Origin of the sequence: Pseudoalteromonas sp. SG44-1, from assembly GCF_014164315.1 — a bacterium.
GTDB classification, from domain to species: Bacteria; Pseudomonadota; Gammaproteobacteria; order Enterobacterales; family Alteromonadaceae; genus Pseudoalteromonas; species Pseudoalteromonas rhizosphaerae.
This window is the reverse complement of record NZ_JACJEW010000076.1, coordinates 1-17714: the sequence shown is the minus strand read 5'-3', so window position 1 is coordinate 17714 and position 17714 is coordinate 1. Positions and strand designations below refer to the sequence as shown.

The following is a 17714-nucleotide window of genomic DNA, read 5'->3' as shown; positions in this document are numbered from 1 at the left end:
GTCTTGTTGACATTATTGTTATCCTCATCAAATGATTTAGATAACGGTTTAACATACCTACAAAAATGATAAAACGTGAACTCGGTTACGAGTGGCATTAAGCTTTGATCGGCAAAATCATTAAGGACACAAAAGTGATCATTATCGCGTAATTTTCGTGATCAAAGCTTAATGAGAATAAGTGATCAAAGTTAATGCCATTGGGTGATCAAAGCTGGTGAGAATATGCAATTATGGGAGTTAACGGCCTAAGTAAAGCAATTAGAGTAGCGTTGCCATAGCAGTTTCGCTCGCGCGGAGAAAATTGCGATACTGAGAAAAAATCGATCGCAACCATCTTAAATGGTTTCAAACCAAGAACATACCCAAGACAATTTATTAAAAATTAGTTTTTACACAGTCTGGGCACGTGTCAGACTCTAACTTCGAGTCTGGCTTAGGTTCAAATTTAAGCATCGATCTGTTCTGATACTTCTAACGCATCATCAACTTCTATTCCCAAGTACCTGACTGTGCTCTCCAGTTTTCTATGGCCAAGTAGAAGTTGACAGGCTCTTAAATTTTTAGTTTTTTTGTAAATTAGTGATGGTTTGGTACGTCTCATAGAGTGAGTGCCATATTGAGTCTTATCTAACCCAATTGAGGTGACCCAAGAATCAACTATACGTCCATATTGACGGGTTGAAAGGTGTTCAGAGGAATGAATTCGTGACTTAAACAAGTAATCATAAGAATTGAGAGTAAATTGCTCTATGAGCGTCACAATTGATTTCCTTGTATTTCCAGTAATTTCAAATTGAACAGGTATACCAGTCTTTTTTTGAACGACTATTGCCCTTGATTGGATTGTTTTACCATGTGCGATATCATTAACTTTTAGTGAAACTAAATCACATCCTCTTAGTTTGCTATCTATGGCTAGGTTAAATAGTGCTAGATCTCTTATTTTATGAAAAAGTTCTAGTCGTATTCGGATAGCCCATATTTGCTGTAATTTTAGAGGTAACTTTTGTCCTACAAGCTTATTTTTATTCCAAGGCTCTTTAGGCTGATATATAGTTAACTGGTGCATTAGTTGTACTCCGGTGTTTATGGATTTTTAAGCTTAGCTCGCTACAAAAGAATTCGGGTATGAGCGGTAAGCAGCCAAACAACTGTTTAAATTGCTACTAAAAATACAAGACAAGTAATAATCAGTTTTGGTATGCTGTGAGCAGTAAAAAACGGATGATTAATCTGTTATATTTAGTTCATCTAAGTTATAAAGGAGTTAGTATGGGGTTAGGTGGAATTAGTCTATGGCAAATATTTATTTTGCTATTTATTTTCTTTATGGGAGCTTTGCCTTGGATTCTAGCTTTAGTATCTAAAAAAGCAAAAGGCACGGACAAAGTCGTTTGGTTCTTAATGTCATTCTTTATTTCTTGGTTAGGGTACCTCGTTTATTACTTTTTAGTTATTAAAAAACTGCCTGAAAATAACTAATACAAGTAATTGAAGCAGGAATCGTAGCAAAGTAGCGTAATTTTGTTTTGGTAAAATACTGCTTCAATTATTGCTCATGATAAACTTAAAAGCCGAGCTATTTTGGCAGGATACTCAAAGTTATCGCTTGATAGGTATACATATATACAGCGCCTCGTTATTCTAAACTCTTTCTAAATCAAAATGCTTTAAACCCCCTCAGCTTAAAGAAAAACGCCCAAGCGCCTCCAGCTTTCAGATTTAGAGTGTACATTTGATTATACCTTCATTAAAGATTCCAAGCTCATTGACCTTGCCAGTAGTCATAGTATGAAGGGCGTAGAGATATTATATTAGCTGTGTAGGTCAACAGAGAGCGATAACCGGTCATTGAGATTGGATAAATATAATAGTTAATTGAGTGGTCAAACTGTATCATTTTCGCATATATTCAAGCAAACGAGCGACGCGCGTTAAAAGTTTTAGAAAACTTAGTGATAGCAATATTTTAGGTTTTTTGTTAAAAGTAGATAAATGAGCGTTAAGTCGGCAGAAGTATGCGCGATGAGCGCACTATTAAAATGGTTATGTGCAAAGGAGAGTGTTGTGAAACGTGATATGGATCTCATTAGATTAATTTTAATTGAAGCTCAAAATGGTAACCCAAATGGTGATATACATGGTTATGATTCTGTTAACCTAAAATACCACAGAAAACTAGCTATTGATGTTGGCTTGTTAGAAGGGAAAATCCAAAATAATTTAGCTAATACTTCTGTCGTTCCTTCTAGTGTTTTTGTCAAAGATCTTACATGGAGCGGCCATGACTTTATTGACGCTATTGCTTCAGATACTAATTGGTTCAAAGTCAAAAGTTTTATTCAGGAGTCTGGTAAAACGGTAACAATGGAAACTATTAAGCAAGGTGTTAAACTGTTATTTCAAACAGTGTAATTTGGACATATTAAGTTGCTTAAACGGACAAAAAACAGTTAGCTTTTACTCGTTCCTTGCTAATTTTATCCAAGCATTATCCGCATTTTATGCGAGCGTTATGTTTTTAAAGTATTCGCGGCCACTAACCGCGATTTGTCGCCTAGTAAGCGGCTAAAGGGCTATCTTACGTTGTAAGGCGGTATATAAAAAATGAGTCTTTCATGACTTAATCGATTGAGTCGGTTTATAAGGGCTTTTGCCATGAAAACCACACTCAACATTAATGTAAAGATTGATTTAGCTAAAGTTATCACGGCCCTAACAGGTTTTGCCCTTGCTTTAGTTCATATCCTTCAATACATTTAACAAGCCCCCGAGGTGTCGCAAACATCTCGGGGCATCAAAACATAACAAAAACATAAACCAGAAAATTACTCGCTGGGTTACGCCCAAAAACGTTCGCATTTGCCCCTTGGTAAAGCGTTACCAATGTCCGTTATTGGCACAGAGCCATTCTTAGGCGCTAAATTGTTTTTGCCCCATTGTGAGTTAACGCAAATACTCTACTGGCAATAGCTTACACTATTTGTTATTAATGTAAGTTCACAAAATAAGGATGTTTTCGCGCTAAAATAGGGAAAGTGCCCTCTGATAAGTTGTTAGGCTTACTAGGAGTTTTTTGTAAATATGGAAAACTGGTTAATAGGAATCGTTGGCGCTTTAGTAAGTGCAATATGCGGGGGGGTTGTTGGGCATAAATTAACAATAAAATTATTTAATGAACGTTCCAAACTTCAAAAACAGGCATTTTGGGGCGAATTTGAGCTCCTAATGAAAAGATATAGCCGCTGTGTTCCAGCTTTAATCAATGATTACAATAATCCTTTAAAAAATTCATACTCTGGGGTGCCTGAGTTTGATATGACGATCATTGATAGTTTAAGTACTGAACTTTGTGGATCAATAGAGTTACTAAATACTGATCAGCGTGAACTTATCATTGGTTTGAAAGGAATTTTCACTAAAATTAAATCTTTAAGTATGAAGAGAAATGAGTTATTCCAACAATTGATTTCTGATTGTAACGAAAGTGAAATATATCAACCAATGCAATTTTATACCGCTCAATTGTTACTTGATGTTATTCAAATTATCTTTTATACATGTAAAATCTCTGATGAAAAACAAAATTTCACATTTGGTAAATATTCAGTACAGGATCAGGCTGAAGTAGCATGCCGAGTTTCTAAAATTAAGTATGATAAAAATTTTTGGCAAGGTATCGAGCAAAGACTTGCAGCTGCATAGTTAGCCTAACAAATCTTGACTTCATACATCAAAGTTTACCAATGACCGCAATTGGCACTTTTGCGAAGTTCGGTTTGAACGAAAACCAAGTATTAGGATAGGCTTAAATTTAGCCCTACAATCGTAAATACTGAAATTCTACCTATTCTTTATGTACGTACTGACGATAGCGATTTGCCAACGACAGCCTAAAACACACATAACCCTTAACATCTATGTCATTGTATGGTTGTATTTTATGTCGGGGAATGGTTGCAGGTTATTTTTAAGTGATTGATATGTAATTTGATTTCAGCGACACTAATGTCACAAATCGCAAATAGTGGAAACCAAAAAGACATTGACGCAGGTCACGGACTGCCAAATAAACTAGGTGATAATATGAATGAACTTGCTGAATATCTAGGTTTAACTGATGAGCAGTATGATGAACTAGACATTGAACTACATGAAGATACTGGCTCCAGTGGTGAAATGGTTTACTCATATTGGTTTAACGTCCCTGAAACTGCCTCAGCCGAAATTCTTCAAAAGACAGGTTGGAAAGTGGAGTAATTTATGGCGAACGAAGAAATTAAAGACAAAAATACAAAATCAAATTATGAAAATGACAATGATAATTTCTTTCTTAGAAATACCCACTTATTGATTGCAATGATTTGGATGCTACATCACGATTAAATGGTGCTGCGCCAACTAAAGATGTAAACTTTTAGGAGCTGCAATGATAAAGCTAATTCAAATCTGCTTTGATGTAATAAAAAACCAAACAAAATACCAATCTGAGTTAGCATAAAATTTGGCTTACGAGTACTTTGAAAAGATAGTATCTACGTATCACAATGCTGAATTAATAAACCACTCTCTTGCATGTTGAGCGTCTATCTCAATTTGCTTTTTTAGCTGCTCATAGTCATCGAATTTATGCTCATCTCGTAATTTTTCCAGCACTTCGACTTCAATATGTAGCCCGTAAATATCAGCCTGAAAGTTTAATAAATGAACTTCAAGGACATGCACATCACCATCCATTGTTGGCCGTTTGCCAATGTTAGCAATTCCATTAACAGGGTTATCTTTGGCACCATTAACACGCACGACAAAAACGCCTTTAAGCGGAGGGCATGCTCGTTTCAACGGAATATTGGCCGTTGGGAAGCCGATTGTTCTGCCTAGCTTGTTGCCATGACTGACTCGCCCTAAAATACTAAATGGCCTACCTAGCATAGTGTGAGCGGCTTTTAAATCACCTTGATTGAGCGCGTCTCGAATGGCCGTGCTACTGACCCTGAGTTGTTCTTGAACAAAACTCTGAGTGTTCGAGACACTAAATCCTAACTCTTTACCTGCTTTTTGAAGTAACGCATAACCGCCTTCTCGATCGCGGCCAAATTGAAAGTCGTCACCGACTATCAGGTGTTTTACGCCTAATTTTTCGTGAAGTAGGTTAATAAAGTCATCTGCACTGAGGTTGGCAAACTTTTCATTGAAGTTTACACACACCATTCGATCCAATTTTTGCAATTTCAAATGGGTGTATTTCTCTCTAATGGAGCAAAGCCGAGCAGGTGCTTTATGCTTCATAAACAGCTCTTTGGGCTGAGGTTCAAATACCATCACCACAGCTGGAAGAGCGTATTTTTCGCTTAACGAGTTCACTTGAGCCAGTACTTCTTTGTGGCCCAAGTGAACACCATCAAAATTGCCGATAGTTAGAACACAACCATGGTGTTCGGTACTTATATTATGTAAACCTTGAACTAATTCCATAGATATTCGATACCGCTGCTTTTGTTATGCTAACTGGCTATTTAGCGCGTCCATTACGCTAACCATTTCAAGCGCACCCAATGCAGCTTCTGCACCTTTGTTACCCATCTTTGTTCCGGCGCGCTCGATAGCTTGCTCAATGCTTTCGGTCGTTAGTACGCCAAATGCAACAGGAACTTGGTGATCAAGAGATACTTGCGCTAAGCCTTTGTTTGACTCATTAGCTACAAGGTCAAAGTGAGGCGTACCACCACGGATGATGACGCCAAGAGCAATGATTGCGTCAAACTTCTGTGTGCTCGCTACTTTTTTAGCACATAATGGTAGCTCTACGGCACCTGGTACTTTGATGACTGTGATATCACTTTCGCTAACACCACCTGTGCGTACTAATTCATCCATCGCACCTTCAAGTAACTTACTACCAATAAAATCATTAAATCTTGAAATGATAATGGCGTACTTCTTACCTGGTGTATATTTGTTTCCTTCAATGATGTTCATTCTGTAATCTCTATAAAAATAAAATTGCGTTAAGTGGTTTAATTAAATTGCGACAGCTTCAGCCATAGCGTTTACTAAAGCTTTAGGCTCAAGGTATTCGATCACTTCAAGCTTATAGCCAGACAATGCCGGATACTTACGTTTGCGACCCATGAGTTTGAGTTTTTCAACGCCAAGGTCGGCTAAGATCTGTGAACCAAGTCCAGTATGCTTTGCTCGACTTGCCGCAGGCACTGTGAGCTCAGTTTTCAGTACATCATGACCTTGTAAAAGAGAAGCTAATTGCTCTGTGCTGTCTTCACCATTGATCAAGACTAAAACCCCACCTTCTTGACCTATTTTTTTCATGGCGTTTTGCACTGACCAACTGTCATTATTCTCAGTTGTTTGTGCAATTAAGCCTTGCAGTGTGTTTTGTAAATGCACCCTGACTAAAGTTGGTGTATTACTGTCTAAATCGCCTTTAATGAGGGCATAGTGAAGGTGATTTTCAATAGTGTCTTTATAAGTAACTAGATTGAAGTCTCCAAACTGAGTTGGGAAATGACATTGTGCAACACGTTTTATGCTAGATTCATTTAAGTTGCGGTATTCAATGAGGTCCGCAATTGTGCCAATCTTCAAGTCGTGTTTTTTAGCGAATATTTCCAAATCTGGGCGTCTTGCCATCGTGCCATCTTCATTGAGTATTTCAACGATTACGGCGCTTGGCTCTAAACCAGCTAGGCGTGCAAAATCGCAACCTGCTTCGGTATGGCCTGCACGTACTATCACACCACCATTTTGTGCGCGTAGTGGAAAGATGTGACCCGGTTGTACTATATCTGTAGGCTTAGCGTCTTTTGCGACAGCCGCTTGTACTGTACGCGCACGATCTGCAGCTGAAATACCCGTGCTCACTCCCTCTGCGGCTTCAATTGAAACCGTGAAGTTAGTGGCAAAATGCGCACCATTTTGCTGTACCATCATTGGCAGGTTCAACTGCTCGCAGCGTTCTGCTGTCATTGTTTGACAAATCAACCCACGGCCATAAGTTGCCATGAAATTGATGATTTCGGGTGTAATAAACTCTGAAGCAACAATTAAATCGCCTTCATTTTCTCTGTCCTCGTCATCCATGATAATGACCATTTTACCAGCGGCAATATCACTTATAATTTCTTCTGTGGTGTTCATTTTCATTTGAAAAATGCCTCTTATTTGGTAGCTGTTGTGCTATTGGACAAATCCTGCACTTTTTAAAAGTGCCATTGATAGGTCTGATGCTGGCGCTTGTTCAGTCGAAGGGCTCAGTAAACGTTCTAAGTAGCGGGCGATTTGATCAACTTCTAGGTTCACCAAACTGCCAACTTGAAAGTCAGCTATTGTTGTATGAGCAATCGTGTGTGGCACAATCGTCAGTTTGAATTGTTGAGCATTGATCTCGTTTACAGTGAGACTAATGCCGTCAATACATACAGAGCCTTTCAAAGGAATATATTTAGCTAACTCTATAGGTGCACTTAGCCAGTACTCAGTCGTTCTGGCATTAGGGACAATACGTGTTACTTGTGCAATACCATCTACGTGTCCTGATACTAAGTGCCCTCCAAGCCTAGAGCTGATTGTGAGAGCTTTTTCAAGATTCAGCTTTTGTCCAATAGAATATCGGTCAAACCCAGTTAAAGAGAGGGTTTCTGGGGATATATCGGCACTGTAACCATGATTAAATAGTTCAGTGACGGTAAGGCAAACACCATTGGTTGCGATACTATCTCCAAGCTTTACATCTGATAGATCGAGTATACCGCTGTTAATTTTTACGGATAAATCACCTGTTACTTTAGTGACTTCCATTAAGTAACCTGTTGCCTCTACAATGCCTGTAAACATCTTATTTCCCGTACGAATGTCCCTATTAAAGTGAGTGACGCAAGTTCATTTCCACTTATATATTAAAAATTAAAATCAAGATTTACCTGAGGTGTTTAGCGAAATGATTGCTGATCTGTTCATTAATTATTTCGAGTAGTTGTGCATCATGAACAACGGGCGTCGATTGTATGAACTGACCCCAATAATACTCAAACATGTTTGATAGCTGCGTGAGACTATCCAGCATAGCTTCTTTAGTTAAGCTATTTGGGTAGGTTTTGAACAGCTGTGTTAGGGTGTCGCTTGGTAGCAATTGCTCGATTCGTCTATGCCCATCAAAAGGCTCCAGATCAAAGTGCTTTCGAATAATCACGAGTAACGCATTTTCTCGGCTAAAATCAATCGAGCGCGCCGCTTGGAACAATTCGCCTCTAGCAATTTTGCAATAGATAAACCATTGCCAAGCACAGAACTTTCGGTGAATAAACTCGAAGTCTGCGCTTTGAGGTGTTTCTTTTTCTTGAGACTCAAAAATGTTTGTGTGCTCTTTTAAGGCAAGAAACTTTTCAGGTAATGCTTGGGGTTGTTGTTGTAGGCAAATGATTTCGACGTCAAGTTTAATCATTTCACCATCAACAACTAAATAAAACACTAAAAGGTTGGGCATATTGATATGTTCGGCTCTGAACCATGTCAGTACCTGAGTGAACCCTTCAATATAATCGACAAATGTGTTTTGTACATGACCCAAAAGGCTGGCATCCGGTACGTTAATATACAGATCAATATCTGACAATGCATCAACTTCACCTGTTACCAAGCTTCCTTTCACTGCAAAGTCTAGCTGTAGTCCTTCATAGTCAAACTCGAGACAATGTTTGAACGTTTTGCTCAACGCTGGATAATCAGATAACTGCTGTAAGACTGTTTTAGAATGTGTTTTCATATTACTTAGATTTTCCACGGGTCGCATCTATGCTGGTAATGCGACCATATAGTTCAGCTTGCTTAGGCTCCACATCAAGCAACCCAGGGTTACCTGCTGCAATAATATTCCTAACCCAACGCCAAGATTGTAGACCCATGATCGCGTCTTCACCTGCATCATGCCTCTTCGGCCAACGAGCATCTTCACACTTAATGTTGAATGTTGCTGCAAACTTTGTCATTTTTTTCCACACATAACCGTTTGGTCTAACACCTTGATACGGCATTGTATCGCCAAGGGTATACATGATGCTATTTAGCTCAACCGAGTGGTGGTGTAAGTACTCAAAAAACTTTGGGAGTGTTTTTTTGATAAAAGGTTTATCAAAAGCAGCGACTTCCCAGCCAACGGGGACAATCGAATGCTTGGCAACTCCTTTTGATTCAAGCCATTGGACGAGTTGCTCATCAACTTCTTCGGCGGAGGGCCCTTCTTTTACTTGTTCTTTAGTCACACCAATCACTTCAAGTGATTCAGGATCATATGCAAATGACTCCCAACCGATGCGAGAACAGAAGATTTCCGTTTCAGAAAGGGCTAAGCCAATTTGGATCAACTCATGCTCTTCAACACGCGAGCCGGTCATTTCTCCATCCATACCAGCAAAAATAAGACTCATAAATTTTCCCTTTTTACTCTTAAGGTGAGCTTTCGCTCACTTATGGCTCAGTACGCGCATCATTGAAACGTGCCAAAATTTGCATGTCACGAATATCGTCGTGGCTAAGTACCCACATTAAGAAACGCTCTACACCCATGCCAAAACCTGATGTTTTTAATGGCGACTTACGTTTCATTTCAACATACCAGCGGTAATCTTCTGCTGGCACTTCGTGTAGCTCTAGTGCATCGATGGTTTCTTCAGCGGTCTGGTGACGCTCACCCAAGCCAACGATCTCGCCTAAACCGAAGAGTAAATCTGCACATGCCGCCGATTTTTTAGTTTCATCAGCATAGGCTTGATAGAATGGCACAGAAAGGTGGTCATAATGTGTGATCCATACAAAGCCGCCGAAGTGCTTGATCATTTCTCGCTCACCTGCATGAGAAATCGTTCTCCAGCCACCTTCATGGTGTTCGATGTATTCTGGATTGTTTTCCAGGATTTCTGCTGCTTCATCGAAAGTGACGCGAGGCAGGTTACCTTCATGGTTTGCTAGTTGTTCTAGGTGGCTGCTAGAACCTGAATAACCGTTAATTTGCTCACCAAACTGCTCTAATATACCTTTTGCTAAGTGCTTGATATAGTTCTCAGCCATCTCAATGGTTGCATTTAAATCGCGAGGTACTTCTATTTCACTGTGATAGAACTGACATAAATGACGCTTAGTTGCGTTCTCACCACGGAATGATGGCATTACGTAGTAGCTACCTGAATCAAAGAAACGACAGCCATACTCAAGCATAAATTGCATTGAGTCTGCTAAATACGTTTCGATACCAAATAGATCAATTTTTACTGGTAGTGAGTCACTACCCAGTCCCATAGGGCTTGAAACTGCATTTGTTGTTATGGGTAAATGCAACGTTTTTAAAGATTGAGAGTCCCAATAGCGGTAAGTTTCTACCGAAATATAGCTTTGTAGCTCGGCAAGTAATTTATACCAAGGGTTGTCTAATAAGTGTAAGAATCTATCTTTATCTAGCCAATTTCCATGCATGTTACGGCTCCAGGTGCTTAATAATGTGTTGAGTCCAAGATTGTCTGTGCTCTAAAGGTGTTTGAGTCAGCTCAGAGCGAGGCTGATACTTGTATTCGATATCTTCGAAATAAGGCGTGATCTCTACAACCAAATGGTCAAAGAATTGATCTGCTTCAGTACCCGTCTCCCACCAAACGCTCAGGCCAATAGGGTCATATGCTTTTTCAGTTGCGCGCGCGAGCTTTCTTACGTGCAACATCAAGTCATTACTTTCTTCTACAGATAGTTCTAAGTAATTGGATACTTGACGTTTTGGTAAGATTACAATCGCCCCTTTCACACGACTATATTCCGCCGTAACGGCATAGAAATGCTCACTTTCACTGATTAAAACGCCATCTTCTTTTAAGCGGGTCATCGGTGATGTGAATTCTTCCATTTTTGCGTCAGGCGTGGTGAATTTCGGTTGATACTCAACTAAATCAGGTGCTGCACTTTTAATTCGTTCAGCGTTTTGACGAAGTTCATCTACCGCTATCCAGGGAATGTCGATACTTGGTGCGAAAGAGTATTCTTTGCTGTTAAAGCGAGTTTGGATTTGGAAGTGCATGTGACAAACGGACTGTCCAGCTCGAATCCCAGCATTACAGAAAGAATGTATCGCGTCAGGACCGTATGCTGAGTACACGGATTTTGCTGTTTTTTGCAATATCTCCATGACATCTAGGGATTCTGCGGGCGTCAGGTCTGATATTTGCTCCACATGACGTTTAGGTGTAACTAGGACGGCTCCTGTGCTGCGCCTATTTACTGCCATAAACGAAATAGCGTGTTCACTCTCGAATACAATAGCACTGGGTATCCGGCCTGTATTACATTCACAAAATGGGCAGGGAAACCGTTCTGGTTTTTCATAGGCCATTAGTGAACCCTCCTTATTTGAACGTTGCAAAGCAAGCTAATTTCCTTTGCTTGCTCGTTTAAAAAATTTATAAAAACAAAATAATTAACAACCTATGTTATTTTGTTAATCGCAATAATATATGTGGAATTTTAAGGCCAGTTCATATATTTCTTATTTAAAATAAGGGATTGTAAAACATTGCGGGTATGGAATTTAAAATGTTTGATATGGTTTGTAAATAGTAAAAAGTTGTATTGTTACGATATTTTACTCATTTTTAAATTGTATTCCATTTTGATTGATTTTAAATATTATGAAAGATATATTGTCGCGGCTGCTCTCAATTAGAGCTTTCACACAACTACTTTATTAGTCGTGCATTTCTCAATGAGTGTGGTAAATAGTAAATTTATTAGTCTAACATTTCGCATTTTTATTCAGGGGTTGTTAGGGTTTTTAATTTTTATTGGACTCATTTTTTTACTTGGATGTAAATGAATATATAGCCATAATACGGCATTCGCATTATGTGGTTTATTGTAAGGAATACTTACCCATCCATGATTTAATTTGGAGCTTTTGGTTTTGTCTTTTTGTTATGTCGCGTCAACAAAGTTACCCACTCGCTGGGGAGAATTTACTCTGCATGGATTTAAAGATATCAATAATGATCAAGAACATGTATCGATTTCTATGGGAGATTTGAGTAGTGAGGGGCCTGTTTTGGCAAGGATTCACTCTGAGTGTCTGACTGGAGACGCTTTATTTAGTTTGAGGTGTGATTGTGGCCTTCAACTAGAATCCGCATTAGAGCTAATTGCGCAGGAAAAACGAGGGGTTATATTCTATTTACGTCAAGAGGGACGTGGAATAGGGCTACTAAATAAAATAAAGGCATATGATTTACAGGATAATGGCGCTGATACTGTTGAAGCAAACTTAAAGTTAGGTTTTGATGCTGATCAAAGAGATTATTCAATATTAAAATTTATGTGTGACCATTTTAATATTTCTGAATTAAGGCTGATGACAAATAATCCAGCTAAACTCAAGGCGATTGAAGAGCTAGGTATTAATTTGTCGGAACGAGTGCCACATAAAATTGCAGCTTGCACACATAATAGTAATTATTTATCCGTAAAAAGAGATAAGATGGGTCATATCATTTAAAAGCTTGGCTTTAATAATGAGCCATTTATCTAAGGAGAGTTGCAATGAGTCAATTTAAGCATATATACGCTATTTTTATCGCACTAATTTTTGTGAATTTGCTTTCGGCGTGTTCACCTGCACAAGAGAATAAGTTTCAATTGACAGGTACAACAATGGGGACTTCTTATCATATCACCTTTAAAGCAATGTCAGATGCAGTTGAGGTAGAACATATTCAGATAAAAGTCGATAAAGCGCTGCTTGGTGTTAATGAAATTGCCTCGACTTATATGGAAGACTCCGAGTTGTCATTGTTCAATGCTAAAAAATCAACTCTTCCCATTGCAGCCTCCGACGAGTTTCGCGAAATGCTATCCGAAGCCATTCGCCTAGAAAGCTTCACTAATGGCTATCTTGATGTCACGATTGGATCATTAGTTAACCTGTGGGGCTTTGGCCCTGCTAACCGTCCAGAAACAACACCCACCGATGAAATGATAGCGCAAGCAAGAGATAAATTTGGCATCCGCTTTTTGTCGATAGAGGGAACAACGGTTAGCAAAGCAAATCCAGATATATACCTCGATTTATCTACGCTGGCCAAAGGATATGGGGTGGATGTTGTTGCCGACTTACTTGATAGTAAAGGTATCCATGACTACTTGGTGGAAATTGGTGGCGAAATTCGCACTAAAGGGACCTCTTTAGAAAATAAAAACTGGGTCATTGCGGTGGAAAAGCCCGTGTCTGAGACGCGTGCTATTCAGCGTGTTATTACGCCCAAAGATAATGCGATTGCAACAGCTGGTGATTATCGAAACTTCTACGAAGAAAATAATGTGCGTTACTCTCATCTGATTGACCCTAAAACAGGACGTCCTATAACACATAGAATGGTTTCGACTTCTGTAATCTCACCATCTTGCATGGTTGCAGATGGTTTATCGACAGCCTTTATGATTATGGGGTTGGATAAGGCAATGAACTTAGCGAATGAACATAATATAGCAGCTTTATTTATTACAAAGAATTTAGATGGCACCTTCTCAGAGCATCACTCTGAAGCATTCACTCCCTATTTAAAGTCTCAAAGTTAAAAAATAATAGAGCTTAGAGTAGATAGTTAATTAATTATCCACTCTAAGCTATTTGTCCATATTGACTTTAATTCAGATGGTTTATTTACACGATGTTTCATTCCTTCAATGAATAATGATCTATGGGTAATCTTATTTTTAAATGCATATTCACTGAGTTGTTGAGCACATTGAATGGGCACTCGAAAATCATTTGTTCCATGGATAATGAGCATGTCTGGTTTATGAGTGGGCGGTGAATTGATAACCGATGCTTCTAATCGGGCAGTGTTACTCGGTAAATAATCACTGACGAAGTCAGGAATATCGGTAACTGCCTGGTAAGTATGCCAATCACTGATTGCCGCTCCAATAATTACTTTAGTGAATGCGTTGCTGTGACACCCTGTATACGCACAAATGTATCCACCTTGGCTCCAGCCTATACCTATTACCTGTTTTAAGTCGATAGCATACTGTTTATGCAAAGCTTTGATACCAGAGCAAATATCTTGCATATCTAGGCGGCCTAGATGGTCCACATTTATCTGTGCGAATGCTTGCCCTTGACCAATAGAACCACGGTAATTCGGTTCAAAAATCACATATCCAGCAGCTAAAAGAGGCAAATAGGGGGCATACCAGTGGTGATCGCTGAATAATTGCAATTCAGAAAAGTCTTTCGGGCCCCCATGAATAATCACTGCTACAGGAGCTTGCGCCAGATTTGACTGGTTTTTGCTGAAACGCAGTACGCCTTGCAACGATAAGCCGTCTTCAGAGCACCAATTGAATCCTTTAGCTAGGCCAAAATCAAGGCCTGTGAGTTGCGTATGATTACCCGAAACATTGATCACTTTTTGCTTATTGAGATTAAAGCAAAAGACATCGGGGAAATGTTTGGCACTTTGACCTATGAAAACAAGCGCGTTATCTGTTAGTTCTGCATCTATTCTGCTACTGAGCCCATTGATATTGAGCAATGTGATATGGTGTTTATCGAGCCACCCTAACTTTGCTGTGAGTCCATCGACAAAACGAATCAGCAACCCATTTGTCGTGTGGCCAATGATCTCAGTGTCTCTGTCTATATGCTCACTTAAACAGGACGCCTGATCATGCGTGATTTCCCAGGTATCTTTTTGAGCATAGCGAGCATTATTGTTACAGCCTTGAGCATACACTTTTTGCCCGCACTCACTGATAGCTTTTGCAATGAGCTGATGTGCAGGCGGCGAGTGAATTGGTATAAGGGTTAAGCCATGTTGCTCTGTGAGTTCAACCCTTGCGATAAGTGAAGGGTTGGATGCCTGTTTTAGCGTGACAACAGCATGCAGTGCAGAGGGTTTGCTTGAGACAATATTGATTATTCGAGCCTGACTTTTAAGGGTATAGTCGGGTTTATCTAAGTAGCTTTTTGTAACTACCTTGTATTCTAACTGTGTATTGTTAGTACATGTATAAAGGACACCTGAGCGAAAGGGAGTAAACATGGACACGTGTTTATGGCTGAGCAATATAGGGTTACTTTCAGCCCCTGAAGTATGAATAAGATAGAGCAGATAACTGCCATCAAATCGACCATCGTCCCATAAAATAACTAATCTTGTGTCATCTAGAAAGTGTAATTGACGAATATCACCATGGTCAACGATTTGTTGTTGTTCTAAAGTATCGGTGTTGTAACACCAACAACATCGATCAAACTGGTTTTTTTCTAGGTTTGATACCAATTGGGTATAGGCTATTACTTTCCCGCTTGGCGCGATCGCGACCCGGTCGGGCCGCTTTAATGCCAATAGTTTATTTACATCAGGAAACACGTTGTGGTGCAACCAAATGAGTTGTCAGTGCTTGAGTTTGTATCTTTTTAATCACGATGAATGACACAAGCCCACAAAGGATGTTAGCTATGAGGATTGCCCACATAATGCCTACTACACCACCAAAGTGGTTGCCAATGAGGACCGCAGGAATACAAAACAGCCACATTCTGAGCATACTAAGATGTAGTCCCAGCATGGGTTTTCCTAATGGGTAACCGCATGAAGATACGATGATTTGCGTAGCTAAACCAGTTAAGCTAATAGGGATAATGTATAAGTACCAAATGCTATATTCCACTACTTGGGCATCATCGCTGATCAAGTGCCCCAAAGGTTTTGCAAGTAGCATCAACACAACCGCATTGACTCCTCCCCAAATTAGGCAGAATTTTAAACCGTAATTGATGGCGCCATTGACTCGATCAGTCGCAGAATGACTCAGGTTCTTGCCTATGAAAGGGCCAATGACGGTCGACAGACCCGTAATAAAAATCATCGTTAATGACTCAATTCTGGCGCCGACACCGAATGCTGCTACCGCTTCAGAACCATGCTTGGCGACTATCATGGTCACAATGCCCATAGACAAAGGTGTTAAAATTCGAGATGCGCCTGCAGGCATAGCTATTTTTAAAACGCGTTGCCAGATTGAAAGTACATCTTGTAGCGTATTGAAAGATAGCGTAAGCAAATCTAGTTTATAGTGCAAATAGCGAATCGCAATGAGTGTGGATATCAGCCTTGCAATCATTGAGGCCCAAGCTGCGCCTGCTATACCCATGCCTTCAATTGGACCAAGCCCAAATATCAATATAGGATCAATGATTAAGTTGAGTATGCTGGAGAATAACATTAACGTTGCAGGGAATTTGGCATTACCAAGGCCCCTAATAGCGCTGTTACCTACTATGGGCAACACCATCAGCGGCATACTCAGATACCAAATAAACATGTATTTGTGTACTTGATCGAGCACATTGCCTGATGCACCTAGTAACGAAAATACGGGGTCAATCGTCGCAGCGCCTAACAAGCCAAACAGCGTTGAAAATATCAACGACAGCCAGATTGAATACGTACATATTTTTTGCTTGTTTTGATGCTCACTTTCCGCTGAGATGACCACGGATAGCCCGATACCTAAACCAATTGTTAAGCTACTTAAGCTAAATATAATGGCTGGAGTAAAAGAAATAGCAGCGAGTTCACCCACCCCTAACTGGGCAATAAATAAGGTATCGACGAGGTTGAAGCCAATGACAGAAAGCATTCCTATCGCGGTAGAAAATGCCATTGAATTAAGCTGACTAGATATTTTGTTATCTAGCATGGGGTTATTTTCAGTTTTAATAACACGTTCCTTCGTTAGTGTGATCGAACTATTTTTAAGTACCTAGCTAATAATTATTTAAATTATTTTTAGTATTTAATATTCTTTCTGCAAATCTGCGGGCTTCAAGTTTATTCACTGATAGTCAATGCGTACTCAAAACATGATAAATTAGATAGTGCACTCTATATTGTTTTTAGCTTGTAAGTACAAGCAAATGCAAAGTTATTATGACAACATTATGTGCTTAAGCAAATTATTCAGTGCTATATATCGGATGCTGTGGCGACTGTTCTGGTCAACTCAAACTGGACACTTTAAATTGGTTATTTTCAAACTTCACAGGCGATAACTCATTATTCGCTGAATGTAGACGCCTAAGTTGTAATATTTGATGTACGCAGCCACTTCTTCCTCCAAAAATACTACCTTTGGTTAATTTTAGTGATAAAAATTATCAATTTAAAGCAATAAAAGTTAATATTTTTGAGTTGGGTGAAGAAAGAACCAATTGGGATGGTGACACTTTTCAAGAAGTTATTAATAAAAAAGCCTTGTTGAATATTATGCAAGCTAATGAGGGTAATGGCGCCTATCTATATTATCCAAATGTGAAAGACTTAGCTTCGATGTTTAGCATCCTCCGTGAACTAGAACTTAAGTTGTGTGTTCATGCTGATAAACTGGATGATGGTTACGAATTTGAAGACAAAACCACTTTGAAGATGACTTAAAAGTCGCTGAAAAGTGGAAATTTACAGGAAATAAGTTGATTTTTTTGGGTGAGCGTTCTCACTGCGAAGAGCCAATTGCAATAGTTAAATAACGTATTGGACTAAAGTATCCCCAGAATTAGCCTTTATATATCAATGAACTAATAGTATTAAAAAATGTGGGAAGCGAGGGAACATTCATGGTGTTTTGTGATCTTATGAATCGCTTAAAAACAACAGAGCTAA

18 protein-coding genes and 1 pseudogene are annotated in these 17714 nt (G+C 39.3%); 7 read left to right on the top strand and 12 right to left on the bottom strand.

Annotated elements, in window-relative coordinates:
• Positions 1–448: 448 nt before the first annotated feature.
• Positions 449–1072, bottom strand: coding sequence for a tyrosine-type recombinase/integrase (locus tag H5187_RS21125; RefSeq protein ID WP_182798318.1), 624 nt, complete (start codon positions 1070–1072; stop codon positions 449–451).
• Between the two features lie 203 nt (positions 1073–1275).
• On the opposite strand from H5187_RS21125, the gene H5187_RS21120 reads away from it, so the two are divergent.
• The 4 genes from H5187_RS21120 (at position 1276) to H5187_RS21105 (ending at position 4263) form a co-directional block, all read left to right on the top strand.
• Positions 1276–1485, top strand: coding sequence for a hypothetical protein (locus tag H5187_RS21120; protein WP_182757554.1), 210 nt, complete (start codon positions 1276–1278; stop codon positions 1483–1485).
• A gap of 585 nt (positions 1486–2070) precedes the next feature.
• A complete protein-coding gene (locus H5187_RS21115; RefSeq protein WP_182798317.1) occupies positions 2071–2418 on the top strand; it encodes a DUF2513 domain-containing protein in 348 nt (115 codons plus the stop codon).
• Between the two features lie 669 nt (positions 2419–3087).
• Positions 3088–3708, top strand: a complete 621-nt coding sequence (locus H5187_RS21110; protein ID WP_182798316.1) for a hypothetical protein — start codon at positions 3088–3090, stop codon at positions 3706–3708.
• 303 nt (positions 3709–4011) lie between these two features.
• Entirely contained in the window at positions 4012–4263 is a 252-nt protein-coding gene (locus H5187_RS21105; RefSeq protein WP_182798315.1) for a hypothetical protein, read from the top strand.
• 282 nt (positions 4264–4545) lie between these two features.
• On the opposite strand, the gene ribF is transcribed toward H5187_RS21105, so the two are convergent.
• The 8 genes from ribF to H5187_RS21065 all read right to left on the bottom strand — a co-directional run bounded on the left by ribF (position 4546) and on the right by H5187_RS21065 (position 11389).
• Entirely contained in the window at positions 4546–5478 is a 933-nt protein-coding gene (ribF, locus tag H5187_RS21100) for a bifunctional riboflavin kinase/FAD synthetase (protein WP_182798314.1), read from the bottom strand.
• Positions 5479–5502: 24 nt separating this feature from the next.
• On the bottom strand, positions 5503–5982 hold the full coding sequence (ribE, locus tag H5187_RS21095; RefSeq protein WP_182798313.1) for a 6,7-dimethyl-8-ribityllumazine synthase: 480 nt from the start codon (positions 5980–5982) through the stop codon (positions 5503–5505).
• 42 nt (positions 5983–6024) lie between these two features.
• Positions 6025–7164 carry a bifunctional 3,4-dihydroxy-2-butanone-4-phosphate synthase/GTP cyclohydrolase II gene (gene ribBA, locus H5187_RS21090; protein WP_182798312.1) on the bottom strand — a complete coding sequence of 380 codons (1140 nt, stop codon included), beginning with the start codon at positions 7162–7164 and terminating at the stop codon, positions 6025–6027.
• Between the two features lie 33 nt (positions 7165–7197).
• Positions 7198–7854 (bottom strand): riboflavin synthase, encoded by a 657-nt coding sequence (locus tag H5187_RS21085; protein WP_182798311.1) that lies wholly within the window; start codon positions 7852–7854, stop codon positions 7198–7200.
• Between the two features lie 82 nt (positions 7855–7936).
• Positions 7937–8782 carry a hypothetical protein gene (locus tag H5187_RS21080; protein ID WP_182798310.1) on the bottom strand — a complete coding sequence of 282 codons (846 nt, stop codon included), beginning with the start codon at positions 8780–8782 and terminating at the stop codon, positions 7937–7939.
• Between the two features lies 1 nt (position 8783).
• Complete coding sequence (locus H5187_RS21075) at positions 8784–9443, bottom strand: exonuclease domain-containing protein (RefSeq protein ID WP_182798309.1); 660 nt, start codon at positions 9441–9443, stop codon at positions 8784–8786.
• Positions 9444–9483: 40 nt separating this feature from the next.
• Positions 9484–10485, bottom strand: a complete 1002-nt coding sequence (locus tag H5187_RS21070) for an asparagine synthetase A (RefSeq protein ID WP_182798308.1) — start codon at positions 10483–10485, stop codon at positions 9484–9486.
• A gap of 1 nt (position 10486) precedes the next feature.
• Positions 10487–11389 carry an HIT family protein gene (locus H5187_RS21065; protein ID WP_024608732.1) on the bottom strand — a complete coding sequence of 301 codons (903 nt, stop codon included), beginning with the start codon at positions 11387–11389 and terminating at the stop codon, positions 10487–10489.
• A 567-nt stretch (positions 11390–11956) separates the two neighbouring features.
• On the opposite strand from H5187_RS21065, the gene ribA reads away from it, so the two are divergent.
• Together ribA and H5187_RS21055 are read left to right on the top strand one after the other, a co-directional pair.
• Entirely contained in the window at positions 11957–12541 is a 585-nt protein-coding gene (ribA, locus tag H5187_RS21060; protein WP_182798307.1) for a GTP cyclohydrolase II, read from the top strand.
• Positions 12542–12585: 44 nt separating this feature from the next.
• Positions 12586–13620: an FAD:protein FMN transferase gene (locus H5187_RS21055; protein WP_182798306.1), complete on the top strand. Its 1035-nt coding sequence runs from the start codon at positions 12586–12588 to the stop codon at positions 13618–13620.
• Between the two features lie 26 nt (positions 13621–13646).
• On the opposite strand, the gene H5187_RS21050 is transcribed toward H5187_RS21055, so the two are convergent.
• From H5187_RS21050 to H5187_RS21040, 3 genes and pseudogenes are all read right to left on the bottom strand, one after another.
• Positions 13647–15422: a S9 family peptidase gene (locus H5187_RS21050; protein ID WP_182798305.1), complete on the bottom strand. Its 1776-nt coding sequence runs from the start codon at positions 15420–15422 to the stop codon at positions 13647–13649.
• Entirely contained in the window at positions 15412–16755 is a 1344-nt protein-coding gene (locus H5187_RS21045) for an MATE family efflux transporter (protein WP_182798304.1), read from the bottom strand. Before H5187_RS21045 ends, H5187_RS21050 begins: the two co-directional genes overlap by 11 nt.
• 298 nt (positions 16756–17053) lie before the next feature.
• Positions 17054–17163, bottom strand: a pseudogene (locus H5187_RS21040) (IS3 family transposase); the annotation flags it as partial.
• A gap of 23 nt (positions 17164–17186) precedes the next feature.
• On the opposite strand from H5187_RS21040, the gene H5187_RS21035 reads away from it, so the two are divergent.
• Positions 17187–17489, top strand: a complete 303-nt coding sequence (locus H5187_RS21035) for a hypothetical protein (protein WP_182798303.1) — start codon at positions 17187–17189, stop codon at positions 17487–17489.
• Positions 17490–17714 lie beyond the last annotated feature (225 nt).